Annotated in this window: 17 protein-coding genes; 10 read left to right on the top strand and 7 right to left on the bottom strand. The window is 36.0% G+C overall.

Annotation, left to right across the window (positions count from 1 at the left end; genetic code table 11):
- Positions 1-67 precede the first annotated feature (67 nt).
- The gene (queD, locus tag IPK91_14315; GenBank protein MBK8298421.1) at positions 68-427 is read left to right on the top strand and encodes a 6-carboxytetrahydropterin synthase QueD; all 360 of its coding nucleotides are present in this window, start codon (positions 68-70) and stop codon (positions 425-427) included.
- 90 nt (positions 428-517) lie between these two features.
- On the opposite strand, the gene IPK91_14310 is transcribed toward queD, so the two are convergent.
- The 3 genes from IPK91_14310 to IPK91_14300 are packed head-to-tail and all read right to left on the bottom strand — an operon-like array spanning position 518 to position 1,466.
- Complete coding sequence (locus IPK91_14310) at positions 518-817, bottom strand: hypothetical protein (GenBank protein ID MBK8298420.1); 300 nt, start codon at positions 815-817, stop codon at positions 518-520.
- Entirely contained in the window at positions 818-1,120 is a 303-nt protein-coding gene (locus IPK91_14305; GenBank protein MBK8298419.1) for a hypothetical protein, read from the bottom strand.
- Between the two features lie 28 nt (positions 1,121-1,148).
- Entirely contained in the window at positions 1,149-1,466 is a 318-nt protein-coding gene (locus IPK91_14300; protein MBK8298418.1) for a hypothetical protein, read from the bottom strand.
- A 238-nt stretch (positions 1,467-1,704) separates the two neighbouring features.
- Here IPK91_14300 and IPK91_14295 point away from each other — a divergent pair, with 238 nt between their 5' ends.
- On the top strand, positions 1,705-2,361 hold the full coding sequence (locus IPK91_14295; protein ID MBK8298417.1) for a hypothetical protein: 657 nt from the start codon (positions 1,705-1,707) through the stop codon (positions 2,359-2,361).
- A 66-nt stretch (positions 2,362-2,427) separates the two neighbouring features.
- On the opposite strand, the gene IPK91_14290 is transcribed toward IPK91_14295, so the two are convergent.
- The gene (locus IPK91_14290) at positions 2,428-2,610 is read right to left on the bottom strand and encodes a hypothetical protein (protein MBK8298416.1); all 183 of its coding nucleotides are present in this window, start codon (positions 2,608-2,610) and stop codon (positions 2,428-2,430) included.
- Positions 2,611-2,756: 146 nt separating this feature from the next.
- On the opposite strand from IPK91_14290, the gene IPK91_14285 reads away from it, so the two are divergent.
- The 4 genes from IPK91_14285 to IPK91_14270 all read left to right on the top strand — a co-directional run bounded on the left by IPK91_14285 (position 2,757) and on the right by IPK91_14270 (position 5,902).
- Positions 2,757-3,365: an N-acetyltransferase gene (locus IPK91_14285; GenBank protein ID MBK8298415.1), complete on the top strand. Its 609-nt coding sequence runs from the start codon at positions 2,757-2,759 to the stop codon at positions 3,363-3,365.
- 51 nt (positions 3,366-3,416) lie between these two features.
- Positions 3,417-3,905, top strand: a complete 489-nt coding sequence (locus IPK91_14280) for a hypothetical protein (protein MBK8298414.1) — start codon at positions 3,417-3,419, stop codon at positions 3,903-3,905.
- A gap of 1,131 nt (positions 3,906-5,036) precedes the next feature.
- Entirely contained in the window at positions 5,037-5,354 is a 318-nt protein-coding gene (locus IPK91_14275; GenBank protein MBK8298413.1) for a hypothetical protein, read from the top strand.
- A gap of 41 nt (positions 5,355-5,395) precedes the next feature.
- Entirely contained in the window at positions 5,396-5,902 is a 507-nt protein-coding gene (locus IPK91_14270) for a hypothetical protein (GenBank protein ID MBK8298412.1), read from the top strand.
- Positions 5,903-5,932: 30 nt separating this feature from the next.
- Here IPK91_14270 and IPK91_14265 read toward each other — a convergent pair whose 3' ends face one another.
- From IPK91_14265 to IPK91_14255, 3 genes are all read right to left on the bottom strand, one after another.
- Positions 5,933-7,345 (bottom strand): anion permease, encoded by a 1,413-nt coding sequence (locus IPK91_14265; protein MBK8298411.1) that lies wholly within the window; start codon positions 7,343-7,345, stop codon positions 5,933-5,935.
- A gap of 269 nt (positions 7,346-7,614) precedes the next feature.
- Positions 7,615-9,210, bottom strand: coding sequence for a DUF1501 domain-containing protein (locus IPK91_14260; GenBank protein MBK8298410.1), 1,596 nt, complete (start codon positions 9,208-9,210; stop codon positions 7,615-7,617).
- Between the two features lie 29 nt (positions 9,211-9,239).
- Positions 9,240-10,973, bottom strand: coding sequence for a DUF1800 family protein (locus IPK91_14255; GenBank protein ID MBK8298409.1), 1,734 nt, complete (start codon positions 10,971-10,973; stop codon positions 9,240-9,242).
- Between the two features lie 144 nt (positions 10,974-11,117).
- On the opposite strand from IPK91_14255, the gene IPK91_14250 reads away from it, so the two are divergent.
- The 4 genes from IPK91_14250 to IPK91_14235 all read left to right on the top strand — a co-directional run bounded on the left by IPK91_14250 (position 11,118) and on the right by IPK91_14235 (position 14,948).
- Positions 11,118-12,434 carry a methionine adenosyltransferase gene (locus IPK91_14250; GenBank protein MBK8298408.1) on the top strand — a complete coding sequence of 439 codons (1,317 nt, stop codon included), beginning with the start codon at positions 11,118-11,120 and terminating at the stop codon, positions 12,432-12,434.
- Between the two features lie 89 nt (positions 12,435-12,523).
- The gene (locus IPK91_14245) at positions 12,524-13,726 is read left to right on the top strand and encodes a DUF3667 domain-containing protein (protein ID MBK8298407.1); all 1,203 of its coding nucleotides are present in this window, start codon (positions 12,524-12,526) and stop codon (positions 13,724-13,726) included.
- 33 nt (positions 13,727-13,759) lie between these two features.
- Positions 13,760-14,179, top strand: a complete 420-nt coding sequence (gene mce, locus IPK91_14240; GenBank protein MBK8298406.1) for a methylmalonyl-CoA epimerase — start codon at positions 13,760-13,762, stop codon at positions 14,177-14,179.
- Positions 14,166-14,948: a sulfite exporter TauE/SafE family protein gene (locus IPK91_14235; GenBank protein ID MBK8298405.1), complete on the top strand. Its 783-nt coding sequence runs from the start codon at positions 14,166-14,168 to the stop codon at positions 14,946-14,948. Before mce ends, IPK91_14235 begins: the two co-directional genes overlap by 14 nt.
- Positions 14,949-14,998: the final 50 nt, after the last annotated feature.

The following is a 14,998-nucleotide window of genomic DNA, read 5'->3' as shown; positions in this document are numbered from 1 at the left end:
ATTAGATAGTACCTTTGTCAGATATGTATCTATTATTTCCCATTTAGAGTTCCAAATTCTGATTGAAATGCAAATATTTAGAAAGTTTACCTTTGATTCCGCTCATTTTCTTCCCAACGTACCAGAAGGTCACAAATGCAAAAACATTCATGGACACACCTATCATTTAACCGTTTTTATCGATGACCGTTTAGACCCCCATTTAAACTGGGTTATGGATTTTGCTGCTATCAATAAAGCCATTGATCCAATTATAAAATCGATTGATCACAAATTGATGAATGACATTCCAGGTTTAGAAAATCCAACTTGCGAGCAAATTGCAATTTGGCTTTGGGATCAAATAAAACCACAAATACCCCAACTGATTAAAATTGAATTAAATGAAACGCCTACTTCAGGAGTAATTTATACCGGCACCATTTGATATACCCTTAAATCTATCTATACACTGTGTGAAATTAATTATGTATTGGGAAACGTAAGAAATCATTAAAATGACACCCAAAGCATTCAACTAGATTTTACCAAGATACTTTGCAATTCCATAAAATATAATTACAATCAAGCCCCATAAAGCCCAGGATACCAATATGATTTTAATACCTTGTCCAAAACGAGCTTCTACTTCGCCAGCTAAGTAGGCCTTATATAACATAGCTAGTACAAATAAAGAAACAAATCCAAACCATTGTTTCAGATAAAACGGATTGTTAGTTCCTGATTTAATAAACAATGCTGTCCAGATATAAAAAAAAGACAAAACTGCAGTTCCGGCCAAAAGGCAATAATAAATTAATTTTAAAATAAAAGCCATTTATTGCCAGCGAAGGGGACCATTAAAAAAGAGTAGACCAATCAACACGACTCCTAAAACTACTAGCCAGGTAATACCTAAAATGCCGCTACAATATAAATATCGATCCGTATCTTTAATTGCTTGATAGCTTATGTATAATCCTATAGCTACCAAAATACCTGCTAAACCCATTATAATGGATTCTGACTTTTTACCATAGGCATCAATCAAAACATTGATTGAACTAAGAATAAAAAACAAACACAGAAGACAGGTCAACCCAAAAAGTACGAAGTACAATATTTTTGATAAAAATTCCATCGGTTAAATTAAGGTAATAATAATTCTTTTAATTCCATTTTCCACCTGAAGATATCATCACAATAAGAAACCAACAAATAAATAATCCAATAAGAATTAACGGTGAATATATAAGGATTGTGCCTGCCTTTTGATAGGATGGCTGGCGCAATAAAAACCACGAAAATCCAGTAATCAATGCAAAAATAACTCCAATTGCTAAATTTCTTCCAGCAGGTAAAAATGGTTCATAAAAACCCTTCGATGTGTTTGCAAAATAAACAAACAAATTAATTGCTGCGAGATATAAGAAATAAACGGCCGTAATCCCATATCCAATTAAAAGGAATTTTATAATAGTCTTCATACTTTTCTATAATCTATTCAAATGATTTCAATTTCTTACAAATATAATGAGTCTTTTGGAACCTCTAAATAATTAGATTTGCCTATAATGCATATAATTAGCTTTTTATACAATATGCATTAAGGTTAAATTTGAATAAATAATTACATTTGTTCTAGGATTGAATATTCATAAATTCACTCGTTATTGATCAAACTGAATTTAATCTATACTCAAGTTTAATTTAAACATTTTCATTATGAAAAACACAGACAATACTTCAGCTGCTTACCCTCCTTTTAAAAATGAGGCCATCAACAAGTTGTATGAATTGTTGTTTTGTGATAATCCACAAATTTTTAATAATTCAAACGATGTAAATACAACTTATCCCTGGAACATATTACTAATTGATCCCTTAAATACCGCTGATTTATTTAATATTACACAAGATCCGTCTTTAGAAAGCCGAACCAAACTATTGGCCTACTATTTATTAAGAAAACATGGAGAAAAGATCCAAACCAAAGAACTTTTAGGTGTCGTTATTGAAGTTGCTCTGGAGGAAGGTCTTGATGTACTGGCTGCCTATCATGACGGTACAGCACGTTATATAAATTATTCAGAAAAAGTAATCCTGTTGGAAGACTCCCAGGAACAATCCAACGAGTTAATTCAAATTTTATTCGAAAAAAGCAATCAGGTAATTAATCAAATTGGTCCCTGGAATCAGGATCGATTGCCGTATCCTGATACCGGTCAGGTGCGTTTAAGCTTTTTGGTTTCTGATGGACTTTATTTTGGTCAAGGACCTATCAATCAGTTATTTCAAGATCCCATGGGAGGTCCTGTGTTGGAAACTGCGAGTCAATTGATGAGTTATTTAATAGAATTGAATGAATCCAGCACGCATTGAAATCCAAAATGAACCTTTGTTAGTACATTCAAACGAATGTCAGGGATCTTTTTGACTCGTCTTACATTAGGACCAGAATCCATTTGTTTCCTTATGCCATTCACACAGACAGGATCCTGTTTCACAAAAACAGCAACCACAAACCAGGTTCGTTTTAAAAACGCTACCACCTAAGCAAATAGGCTGCTGTTTGCAAGACTTTGGTTCCATCTGTATTGACGGGGTTTCTGAAATTGTTTGTGTTTCCATGTCTTTTCTGGTTTAATGGTATTAAATGTCTATTTTCAAATTTACTACAAAAAGGATTTGCATGAATTTAATTATTAAAAAATTAAATAGGCTGTCAGAATGCCCAAATTGCCTTTATTTGCTTAATAAAATATCGAATTATTAACATGGAAGCCAACTATTCTATACGATTCATTTCTCCTGATCAAGATGCAGCATCATGCTTAAAGGTATATGAGCCTTATGTTTTATATACTCCAATTACTTTTGATTGTAAAGTCCCTGAGCTAAATGAATTTCAAAGTAAAATTCTCGATACGATTTATGAATATCCCTGGTTGGTTTGCTTAAAAAACGATCAAATCGAAGGCTATGCATATGCCAGCCGTCATCGGTATAAAACAGCCTATCAGTGGTCCGCAGAATCCACCATTTATCTAACCGAATCTATACAAGGCAGAGGAATTGGGTATATTCTTTATGAAACCTTGCTGTCCATGCTTACCATTCAAGGGTTCTATAATGTGTACGCCGGTGTGACTGTACCCAATAAGAAAAGTGAATTACTTCACAGCAACCTGGGGTTTGAAGAAATTGGAATTTTTAAAAACATTGGCTTCAAATCAGGAGCCTGGCATGATGTCAAATGGTTTCAAAAATCGCTTCAAGAATATATAATAAACCCAGCTTTACCCCTTAAATTAGAAGAATTGAAACACTCAATCGATTTTCAAACGATTTTATCAGTGGCCAATAATAAATTGATGAAAACTTAAAATAATTAATTAAAAATCTTGTTATAATATAATAACAAAAAAAAATCAACAATGAACCTTGCTCATGTCCATTTACTCATTACGCATCTACCTGTTTTTGGTTCCATCTTAGGCGCAATTGTTTTAGCCTATGGCCTTTATACCAAAAGTACGCATACGATTTCTGCATCTTATCTGTTGTTAATTATATCTGCACTCGGTGTAGGCATTTCCTATTTGACTGGAGAATCCGCCGAAGAGCTGGTTGAACAAATACCAGGCGTATCAAAGAATCGAATCCATGAACATGAAGAAGCTGCTCTGTTTGGGCTCATTAGTTTAATAGTGGTAGGGTTAAATGCCATTCTTGGTTTAATTTTCAATTTTAAAAACTTAGAAAAAGCGCGATTGATTGCTCAAATAGCATTGATATGTTCCTTATTCAGTTTTTCAGTGATGGCTCGGGTGGGATATCTCGGTGGTCAAATCAGACATACCGAAATTTATGAATCAGCAACAACGCCGAGTAATGGGGAGAATCAATCCGATGACCGAGAATAGATTTAAGATCTCACAAATTAAATTCTACACAACAGGACCCTGGCATACGTTATAACAAAATACACCCTACTCAATTTCAAATCAGCCTTTGACTCCTGTATGAAATTAACCTGAGCACACAAAACAATTGCCAGTGAAACCCTTCCTGCATTTAAAACCTTGGTTTTTTTTTTTTTTTTATCTTTCCACTTATTTCCCTTCTTCTTTCCCTTTCCGTAGGCATCTTTTTTGATGGCCTGTTTTATTCAAGCATAGCAAGAACCTTGTCAAGGGGCCGGTACCTTTTGGCAATTTCACTACATGTTTCCCCTTTTCAAAATCCTCCGCTTGGCCTTGGCATTCAATCTCTATTTTTTAAAATTTTGGGAGCAAGTCATTTTACTGAAAAAATCTATTCCTTATTTTGCATGATCCTAACCGGTTTTATCATCTGCCGAATCTGGTTGCTCATGTCATTCCAACATGCATGGATTCCATTGTGTTTATGGCTTTCGATCCCATTAGTTCAATGGTCCAGTTCAAATAATCTCTTAGAAAATACACTGGGCATTTTTACATGTCTGAGCTTGTATTTCTATTTAAAAGGTCACATACATACATACATACATACATACATACATACATACATACATACATACATACATACATTTGGTCCTTCGCCCCCCCCCCCCTTTCTTTTTTTTTTTTTTCTTTCCCACCCCCCCCCGGGGGGTGGGGGCCCCGGCCCCGTCTCTTTTCCCAACCCCGGCCGGGGGTTGTTTGTTTTTTATTTCAGACCAAAAAAATTTTTTTTCACCGGCCGGTTCCCGCCGGGGTTATTTCCCCCACGGTTGGTTTGAACTAAAACCCCCTTTTTTTTTTTTGGGGTATTGGTGTTTTTTTTAAAAAAAAAAAATTTGAAAAAAAAAAATTAACGGGGAAAAACCCCCCCCTTTTTTTTTGGTGGGGTTTTCCCCCCTTTCCCCGGGGGGGGGGTTTTAAAAACGGGGGTTTTTTAACCTCCCCCGTTCACCCTTTGCCTTGGGAATGGGAATCCTAATTTATCCAGTTGTAAATTTTTTGATTCTTCAAATAAAAACACATTCATTTTCCTTTAAAGTGTTCACATCGATCAGTCTTATTACTTTTAGCATGGGTCTCTTACTATCCATCTCCAATGTACATGCAGTGAGCAGAGATGTTGAAATGCTACATGATATTCATAGTATTGGAAATTATCTAGATGATGGCAGCACGATTGGAATTTCTAAAAATCTTTGGACGGACTGGAGTTTGCATGGATATTTTATTCGTTATAAAAACATCAGTTTGGATACATCCTCAATTATCAAGACTCAATATTTTCTCACTAATTTAATGGATCCGGGAAATGAGCTCAATTCTCATTTGGAGCCCATTTTACAAGCGACCCAGAAATATCAATTTTATGAAGTCTGTAATATAAAATAGTTGAATGGGAATTGGTATCTTTAAACTTGAAGATCGAATAAATGCGCTTGACTATCCTGTTTTTTTTACTTTGTCTTTACCAACTCAAAGGACAGGATGTGGTATTAAATAATGCGATGCGTCCTCTCAATAATTTTGGATTAAATATTGGGGAAGGTTCAGCAATTGCTCTTATCTATGAACGTATAAAAGACCTGGACGGGAAATCATTTCTAGCAGGAAAAATTGGAATTGGCTATAATGAAGAATTTAAAATTTGTGTTTTTGGACCTTGTTCAAGCGCTAAACAGTTTACCATCATTCCAACTTCAGTAAGTGCAAATTTAGGCAATTCAAAAAATTATCTTGAATTAGGATTGGGGCATATTTATGTATCAGGAAAAACCAATAGACCTTCTGTATTCTATATCCTTGGAGGATATAGATTCCAACCAATAGATCGCAACAAATTCAACTTTAGAGTCTATTTTAGTATCCCTTTTTCAGGATATGATAATCTTGAACTACTCTTTCTTCCAATTGGTTTTAGTGTTGGCCTTTGTTTTTAATCAGATCGATTAGCTATTGCGAAATTTGACTTATATCGATATCCTAAAATAATAACAAAACAAACTGATCACTAAAACACTGATCAGATTCAATACAAAACCAGCTTTCATCATTTCTTTTAATGGAATTTTACCACTTGAATAAGCAATTGCATTGGGTGGAGTGCCCATGGGCAGCATGCCCGCACAGCTAGCAGCAAGCGTCATCGGCAAACAAACTATAACTGGTGAAATACCCATTGCAATCGCAACCGAACTCAGGATCGGAGCCATCACAATGACTTGCGCGATGTTACTCATAATTTCACTAAGAAAGATCGAGATCGCTGTCACCAATACGATCAAGAAAAAAAGTTGTTGCGGTGCATAGTTTGCAATGCCTTCTCCGATCATTTTCATTACTCCGGAGGATTCCATGGATTTAGCCAATGCCAGTCCACCTCCAAACATCAATAAAATTCCCCAGGCCATTTTATGGGTATCATTCCATTCCAATAATCGGGGACTTTGATAATCAGAAGTTTCTATTTCTAAATCAACTGCATCGTCTGGTTTTACATTTTTAATACCGGAAGGAACTACAAAAAGAGCAAAGGCACCTGCCAATGCAATTTGCGCATCATTCAATGGCAAACCAAAAAATCGAACCCATAAATCTTTTGTAATCCATAAAAATGCTGTAGCTAAAAAAACATAAAGGACATATCGCTCTGGTTTTGTCCAACTTTTTAGTTTGTGAAATTCCGAATCAATAAATGCTTTCGTTGCTTCATTTTTTTCCATTTTGTTTATAAATAAAATCCGTGTAAACACCCAGTACAACAAAGCAAGTATTACTAAAGCTAAGGGAAAACAAACTATAAACCAATCTGAAAAACTGATATTCATTTGATATTCTTCATTCATCAATCCTACCATTGCGGTATTTGGAGGAGTACCTATAATCGTTGATAAGCCTCCAATATTTGATGCATAGGCTATACTTAATAATACAGAAGTTGAGAATTTTTTAAATCCAGTTCCTTTGAAATTTGAACCCATAACATTCAATACAGACAATGCGATGGGAAACATCATCATGGTTGTAGCCGTATTGCTCAGCCACATGCTGATTAAGAAACTTGAAGCCATAAAACCAAGTAAAATGTGGTTTCCCTTCCCACCCGACTTTTTCAAAATACTCAATGCGATCCGTTGGTGCAAGTTCCATTTCTCAATTGCAAGTGCAATAAAAAAGCCACCCATAAATAAAAAAATAATTGGATCTGCATAATTCCTGGCTGTTTCCGCTAAGCTTTCAATACCCCACAATGGAAATAGAATCAAAGGCAATAAAGCAACAACAGGCATAGGGATTAATTCCAAAATCCACAAAGAGATCATAACCAATCCGGCACTTATTACTTTTAACGCTACTGGTTGCAATTCAAAGGGATTGAACATATAATGCAACACAAGCAATAGCAATATCAAATAAAAAATTAAATCATTCCGCATCGCCTTCATGTGGTAAATATAAGGAATAGAGGCTAAAGGCTAGAGGCTAGAGGCTAAAGACCAGAGGCTAAAGGCTAGAGGCTAAAGACCAGAGGCTAAAGGCTAGAGGCTAAAGACCAGAGGCTAAAGGCTAGAGGCTAGAGGCTAGAGGCTAGAGGCTAGAGACTTTATATTAATCGCAAAATAACGAATCAATTAATAATTCGTAATTGCTATTACTTGACTTTCATCATGGACTTCACTTGTTGTAAAACTCCATTTTGAAGTCTGACATAATAGATTCCAGCAGCTGCATCTTCAAGATCGCAATCCAGGGTATATTTTCCTGATTGCATATCTTGATCTAAAAGGGTTTTTATTACAGATCCTTCGTTGTTTATAATTTGAATTTGCGTATGGCCACCTTTCGTTTCAAATTTTATTTTAGTAGCTTGAACAAATGGATTCGGATATGCATAAACTAGGTTCTCACCCAATCGATTGTTTTGATCATGAACAGAAGTTGGGATGCAATTTCCTGGATCGAGGATTGGAAGTTTTTGATAATTGCGCAATAAAATTTGTTGAAGATCTGGATCTGGTACACAAAACCAATCACTTAATATGGAAGCATACACAGAGCGAAAATCGTATTGCATTGGTAAGTTTGATCCAACTGTTGATTTTGGATCAATGATTGGATTTGCACCCACCACTCCTCCAACTACTTTTTTACCAAACACAAACATTGGTTGTGCAGCTCCATGGTCTGTGCCACCTGAAGCATTTGATATAATTCGTCTTCCAAATTCTGAAAAAGTCATTCCGATAACACGGTCTTCCAGGCCTAATAATTTAATATCATTCATAAATGCACCAACCGCATCTGACAAGCCTTTCAATAAATTTGCGTGTGCGCCTGTAGTATGGTCTGCCGCTGTAACTTGGCCAGCGTGCGTATCGTATCCACCTGTACTGAGCCAGAATATTCTCGTTTTAATTCCACCTGAAATTAATTTAGCTACGATAGACAATTGTTGTCCCAGTGTATAACCTAATTCAGTATTTGTTTTTGGATAGAGTGTTGATAAATTGGATCCTTTATCCGCAGAATTTTTAACCGAATCTCCAAATTTATCAGTTTGTCTTTGAACTTCGCGAACATAGGCCAATTCTTTTCCCATGTAATTTCCTGGAGCAGGATCCTGAAATAAACTGCCATTTAAATTTAATGGATCATTCGTATTAGAAATAGAAATTGCCATAGGTACTCCTTGATTCTGCAATCCTAAAACAATATTTCCTCCTACCCGAATTGACAGCGGATCAGGCATTACTGTATTGGGAAAGCCCACTGGATAATTAGGATATTCATATGCAAGGTAGCGACCCGCCCAACCGGAGTTAAGGTATTCTGTTGAATCAGCACCTGTCATCCAGATATCCGTGGCGCGAAAATGTGAATAACTAAACTTTGGGTAACCTACACTTTGAATTACCGCCATTTTCCCTTCATTGTATAAATCATAAAAACGATTCATGGCAGGATGCAATCCAGTTGCATTGTTCGTTCCTCCTAATTTTAAAACCTTATCTTCTGGTAATAGTATATTTTGGCGAATGGTTGCTTGTGCAAGGGACGCATATTGGTCTAATGGGATCACCATGTTTAATCCATCGTTACCACCATTCAATTGAATAATAACTAAAACCCGATCGGTATCACCCAAGGCATTGGTCAATGCTGACAACAGTGGACTGGCACCATGAGCCGTAACGGTCATACCTCCAACTGCAACCGGAACAGATTGTATAAATGATCTTCTTTTCATATAATTTTAATTAAAAGAGATTAATGGAATTAACAAATATGGAATTCTGCAGCAGACATTAAGTACACAAACAGATCCTGTAACATTTGAGGAACTTTTTTCGATTCTGGATCCGTTGTACTTGGATTTGCAAGGTAAACATCCCAGGCATCGGTCCAATAATAATCTGTTGCTTGCCCCAACAACAGGTAATTGGTTTTTAACTGGTCTTTTGTTGATTGTGAAAGAGGAGGTCCAAACATCAATTCAACTGCTTCCCTTATTAATTCGTTTGGATCGGAAGGATTGTCAAACTGTTTAACAAAATCCACAAAATTCATCTTATTTAGAAAACCTGACTTTCCATCGTAGGTATTTGCCACTTTTAGTGTAAAATTGGACCTTCCTATGGCTTCATAAGCCCCTTTCCGAAATGGATATGTGGCAGTGTCTATCCATATTTCATGAAATGAAGGGGTTTGATAATATGCAGCCCAGCCAGCTACATTGGGTGGGTCATTGACATCCTGGCCGGCATTGACATTATATGTTCTGAATATATTCCACATATAATACTGTGCTTCAAGATTCGTATAATCTTTTGATGGGTCTGTACTTTGTCTTGGAATTGGAAAATCAAATGTGCGGGCCATTCCAATATGAAAATCTGCCGGACTTTTAATCATACAACCCCGATGCTCTGATTTGAAAAAATAATCAGAACCCAACAATGCATTAACTACAAAGTACATTTGGTCTGGATGGTCTACATATTGCCTGAACAATTCAGCCAATGGTTCGATCACTTCTGATTCAATTTCTGGAGTTATTTCGTAATAAACAAAATAATTCCATAACCTTCTGCAGATGTATTTTGATAATTCATCTGTAGCAAATATCATGGTGATTAACTGTTCGATTTCATCAAATGCCCTTCGTTCGTCAATCGTTGCAAACGGTGCTGGATCTGTAATCGTTAAATTTGGTTTTATCACCGCATTGTTATAAAACGCAGAAAAGTTTTTCGGATTTACGTCGTGGTTATTTTTATTAAATGCTTTACGTGGAATTACATTGGTAGTAACATTATTTATTTTTTCACTATAAATTACATACCAACCTGTCAGAACTTTTGCTGCAGCTTTTACATCGTCTTCCGTATATCCTGAGCCAGGTCCTTTTCCTATACAAAATAACTCCTGTAATTCTCTACCATAATTTTCATCAGGTGCTGACTTGGTATTTCGTTCGCCATTTAAATAACGAAGCATCCCTGCATCCAAGGTGATCTCTTTAATCAATTGCTTGTAATTGCCCATAGCATATTTTCGATATAAACTTTGGGTATTGTACATGGCATGAGAGTTTTCTACAACAGCATCTTCTGTTACCAGCAATGTCTGATAAAACATGATCATTTTTTCATATACGGAACGATCTTGATGCAACTGCAAACCAGTCATCCATTGCTTAAGGCTATTTCTTCTACTTCCTGATGGATTTGCAGGTTGCGAAGCTTGTGCCGGGGTGTCAACCCATGTTTTTCCAAATGGAACTAAAGTATCTAAATTGTCTTTGGTTGGATCCACATTATTGTAATAGGCTCTCAATGGAGGTTCTGGAGCTTTGGGGGTTGTAGGAACCAGCACTTGTAAAACTTCATCCAAATTTTTAGTTTTGAAGAAATTTAGGTCCGATTTTTTGACCCCAAACATGGTTCTTCTAAGTAGGTGAATTAATTCGGGCTTACCAAAGGGCCCAGAAAAAGGTTTTATGCTTCCCATAACTTGGATTTTTTGTAAAAGTACATAATATTAACAATGCATTTAAAGTTGATACGGACAAAATCCGGTTAAGGTTGCCCTTTAAAACGCAATTAAGTTTATCAGGTCGATTATCTTTGCCCTTTAATTTATCAAAACCCCATTATGTCTTATTTATTTACCTCTGAATCCGTATCTGAAGGCCATCCGGATAAAATAGCTGACCAAATATCGGATGCACTCATAGACCATTTTTTAGCTTATGATAAAGACTCAAAAGTTGCTTGTGAAACGCTGGTTACTACAGGGCAGGTTGTCTTAGCCGGTGAGGTTAAATCAAAAGCCTATTTGGATGTACAGGAAATCGCCCGGGAAGTCATCCGTAAAATTGGATATACCCGTTCTGAATATATGTTTGAAGCCAACAGTTGCGGTGTTTTTTCAGCAATTCACGAGCAATCTGCAGACATCAACCGGGGTGTGGATCGGAAAGTAAAGCTTCAAAGTTTTGAAGCAAAAGCAAAAGCCCAGGGTGCTGGAGATCAGGGGATGATGTTTGGTTTTGCAAGCAATGAAACCGATAATTATATGCCACTTGCATTGAGTTTGGCTCATCAACTTTTAGAAGAATTAGCAAAAATCAGAAAAGAAGGTCGGGTTATGACTTATTTGAGACCCGATGCGAAAAGTCAGGTTACTATAGAATATGGTGACAACAATAAACCAATCCGAATTGATACCATCGTAATTTCAACACAGCATGATGAATTTATTAATGGTGGAAGGGCTTCAAAAAATCAGGAAAAAGCCGATGCTCAAATGTTGGATCAAATTAAAAGTGATGTAATCAACATATTAATCCCACGTGTAAAAAGAAAATTACCCGTTCATATAAAAAAGTTATTCAACAATGATATCACGTATCATGTGAATCCAACCGGTAAATTTGTTATCGGAGGTCCACATGGGGATACTGGATTGACCGGACGTAAAATAATAGTAGATACCTATGGCGGTAAAGGTGCGCATGGCGGTGGTGCATTTAGTGGCAAAGATCCATCAAAAGTGGACCGTTCTGCTGCTTATGCGACCCGACATATCGCAAAAAACATGGTTGCTGCCGGACTTTGTGACGAAGTGCTCGTGCAAGTTTCTTATGCAATTGGGGTTGCAAAACCTTGCAATGTGTTTGTTGATACCAAAGGCACTGCTAAGGTAAAATTGACAGATGGTCAAATTGCTAAAAAAATTGAAAAGCTCTTTGATATGCGTCCTTATGCTATCGAACAACGTTTGAAATTAAGATCGCCCATGTATTCTGAAACTGCGTCATATGGGCATATGGGACGAACCAATGAAACCGTTACGAAAACCTTCAATGCTGGCAAACCCAATGAAAAAACCATGCAGGTAGAATTATTTACCTGGGAAAAACTGGATTATGTTTCAAAAATCCGGAAGGAATTAGGAATAAAAAAATAAAGCCAACTCACAAACGATTCCAATTGAATGCTTTGGGTCGGAATTGCTGAAAATGAATTAATTTTCCAGTAATTTAACGATTGCAGTCTTTGGCCCGAAATAAAATTAAACAACAAGTTTGCGCTAATTGTGGCCATTATTTTGGTCAGGATGAAAATTTTTGTCCAAAATGTGGGCAAGAAAACCATACTCCTAATCAACCCATCAAGCACTATCTTGTTGAATTGGTTGAAACCTTACTACATCTGGATTCAAAGTTTTTTCATACAATATGGGTTATCCTGAGATATCCCGGCTTGATTACCAAAGAATACAATGAAAATAAACGGGCCCGCTACATGCCCCCCATTCGATTGTATGTGTTTGTGAGTTTGGTGTTTTTTGTCAGTCTGCAGGCACCCCATGTTTATGATTCAAGTAACAAAAAAGAACTTGACAAACAAGAATTAGATGAATATTTTGATGAATCTAAAAGAGAATTACAAATTTATCTGGATTCATTAAATAGTGCTTACTTAACATACCGGACAGATTCCCTACGCTTTAGCAAACAATCCACTCTAATAAATGATTCCCTGACAAAAACGGGGCGAATGCAGTGGAGACTGATTGATTCAACTAGATTAAAATTGGATTCAATTGAGCGTAAACACATTGAATTTAAAAATTATCCAGTAAGCCTGGATTCGTTGTTTAAAATAATGCAAAACGAGCAGGATTCAGTAAATATAAATATTGGAAATATTAAATTGGATTTAACCAGAAGTGAATTTAATAAATTAAAATCCGGATCAGATGAATTAATTGACTCATTTATTCGCAGTAAAAATCAAGAGCCTCATTTTTTTAACCGTATTGCAGTAAAACAAACACTGAAATTGGCCAATGGAGGGGAAGATTATGTGCATCGGATGACTGAAAAAATAATAAAATTTTCCTCCGGCTCCTTTTTCTTTTTAATGCCCATTTTTGGTTTTTTATTGTACTTATTGTATTTTCGAAGAAAACGAAATTATTATGAATACCTTATATTTTCCTTACACTTACACATTGTCGTGTTTTTGGTACTGGGAATCCTTTTCTTAATTAATATTTTTATTGAACTCGATTATTATTTCTTTTTAACTGGAGTTCTACTATTATACATCTACCTCGTAAAATCACTCCGGTTAAACTACGATCAAAGCAGATTTCGCACTTTCATAAAATCGTTATTCTTAATGTTTACATACAGTATCTTTTTATTATTAGCGCTTGTCATTACAGTCATACTAGGATTTTTTACAGTATAATGTAAAATAAATTAATTGTTATAAAACATTCTCATGCTCCAACACATTGAACACATAGGCATCGCAGTAAAAAATTTAGAAACAGCTACTGCCCTTTATGAAAAATTACTTGATCAAAAAGTATATAAAACAGAAAGCGTACTCTCCGAACAGGTAGTTACCGCATTTTTTAAAACGGGTATCAATAAAATAGAATTACTGGAAGCCAGCCATCCAGACAGCGCCATTGCAAAATTTATTGAAAAAAGAGGAGAAGGTATCCATCACATCGCAATTGCAGTGGATGATATTTACAGCGAAATGACCCGACTCCAACAAGAAGGATTCGTTTTATTAAATGATCGACCTAAACGAGGAGCAGATAACAAACTGGTTTGCTTTGTGCATCCGAAATCAAGCCACGGTGTTTTAATTGAACTCTGTCAGGAAATCCCTCTAGATGAGTCCATTTGAAATTACGTATGCTATTGTCGGTGGATTTATTGCAGGCTGTGTAAACACACTGGCTGGCAATGGTTCAGTGATTACGCTTGGTTTTTTAACTGAAATACTTGGAATCCCTGTAAATCTTGCAAACGGAACCAACCGAGTAGGGATCGTAATTCAAGGGTTAAGCAGCCTGCCGTCGTTTCATAAAGCAAATCGACTTCCTCTGGATAGTTCCTGGAGATTCTTGCTCTGGGGTGTTGGTGGTGCCATTATAGGTACTTTTTCAGCAATTTACTTATCCCCGCAATCTTTCTATACGGTATACAAGTTTTTGATGTTGGCTTTGTTTGTTTTTATGATTATTCGTGGAAATAAAGCCTGGAAAAATGACATTGCAACCAATTATTTATCTCCATGGATATATAGTTTGGTGTTTTTTTGCTTTGGATTTTATGGTGGATTTATACAAATGGGTATGGGTATATTTCTTTTGGCATTTATGATGTTGTTTATGAAATACAATATTCTGGAAGCAAATGCGCTTAAAATTATTATGGTCTCTGGTTATACACTGATTGCACTTGGCATTTTTCATGTTTATGGAATGGTAAATTGGACCATCGGACTGACCATTGCGATTGGACAAGGATTGGGAGGTTGGATGACCGCTCACTATGCAAATAAAATACCCAATGCAGAAACCTGGGCGTACCGGTTTTTATACTTTATTATGGCAATAACTTTGTTAAAGTTGTTTGGATTGTTAAATTTTAAATCATTACTAAATATCTAATTATTAAAATTGGATCCATATAATTTTAATAAACTAAACAAGAAGCACAA

It is taken from the genome of Saprospiraceae bacterium (genome assembly GCA_016712145.1).
Lineage (GTDB): Bacteria > Bacteroidota > Bacteroidia > Chitinophagales > Saprospiraceae > Vicinibacter.
This window is presented reverse-complemented; position numbering and strand designations above follow the sequence as displayed.

What these genes read in the sequence shown, in the direction of transcription:
- IPK91_14295 (MBK8298417.1), top strand. Translation starts at nt 1,705, where the DNA reads ATGAAAAACACAGACAATACTTCAGCTGCTTACCCTCCTTTTAAAAAT.
- IPK91_14290 (MBK8298416.1), bottom strand. Translation starts at nt 2,610, where the DNA reads ATGGAAACACAAACAATTTCAGAAACCCCGTCAATACAGATGGAACCA.
- IPK91_14260 (MBK8298410.1), bottom strand. Translation starts at nt 9,210, where the DNA reads ATGAAAAGAAGATCATTTATACAATCTGTTCCGGTTGCAGTTGGAGGT.
- IPK91_14275 (MBK8298413.1), top strand. Translation starts at nt 5,037, where the DNA reads ATGGGTCTCTTACTATCCATCTCCAATGTACATGCAGTGAGCAGAGAT.
- IPK91_14270 (MBK8298412.1), top strand. Translation starts at nt 5,396, where the DNA reads ATGCGCTTGACTATCCTGTTTTTTTTACTTTGTCTTTACCAACTCAAA.
- queD (MBK8298421.1), top strand. Translation starts at nt 68, where the DNA reads ATGCAAATATTTAGAAAGTTTACCTTTGATTCCGCTCATTTTCTTCCC.
- IPK91_14305 (MBK8298419.1), bottom strand. Translation starts at nt 1,120, where the DNA reads ATGGAATTTTTATCAAAAATATTGTACTTCGTACTTTTTGGGTTGACC.
- mce (MBK8298406.1), top strand. Translation starts at nt 13,760, where the DNA reads ATGCTCCAACACATTGAACACATAGGCATCGCAGTAAAAAATTTAGAA.
- IPK91_14285 (MBK8298415.1), top strand. Translation starts at nt 2,757, where the DNA reads ATGGAAGCCAACTATTCTATACGATTCATTTCTCCTGATCAAGATGCA.
- IPK91_14255 (MBK8298409.1), bottom strand. Translation starts at nt 10,973, where the DNA reads ATGGGAAGCATAAAACCTTTTTCTGGGCCCTTTGGTAAGCCCGAATTA.
- IPK91_14235 (MBK8298405.1), top strand. Translation starts at nt 14,166, where the DNA reads ATGAGTCCATTTGAAATTACGTATGCTATTGTCGGTGGATTTATTGCA.
- IPK91_14300 (MBK8298418.1), bottom strand. Translation starts at nt 1,466, where the DNA reads ATGAAGACTATTATAAAATTCCTTTTAATTGGATATGGGATTACGGCC.
- IPK91_14265 (MBK8298411.1), bottom strand. Translation starts at nt 7,345, where the DNA reads ATGTTCAATCCCTTTGAATTGCAACCAGTAGCGTTAAAAGTAATAAGT.
- IPK91_14310 (MBK8298420.1), bottom strand. Translation starts at nt 817, where the DNA reads ATGGCTTTTATTTTAAAATTAATTTATTATTGCCTTTTGGCCGGAACT.
- IPK91_14250 (MBK8298408.1), top strand. Translation starts at nt 11,118, where the DNA reads ATGTCTTATTTATTTACCTCTGAATCCGTATCTGAAGGCCATCCGGAT.
- IPK91_14280 (MBK8298414.1), top strand. Translation starts at nt 3,417, where the DNA reads ATGAACCTTGCTCATGTCCATTTACTCATTACGCATCTACCTGTTTTT.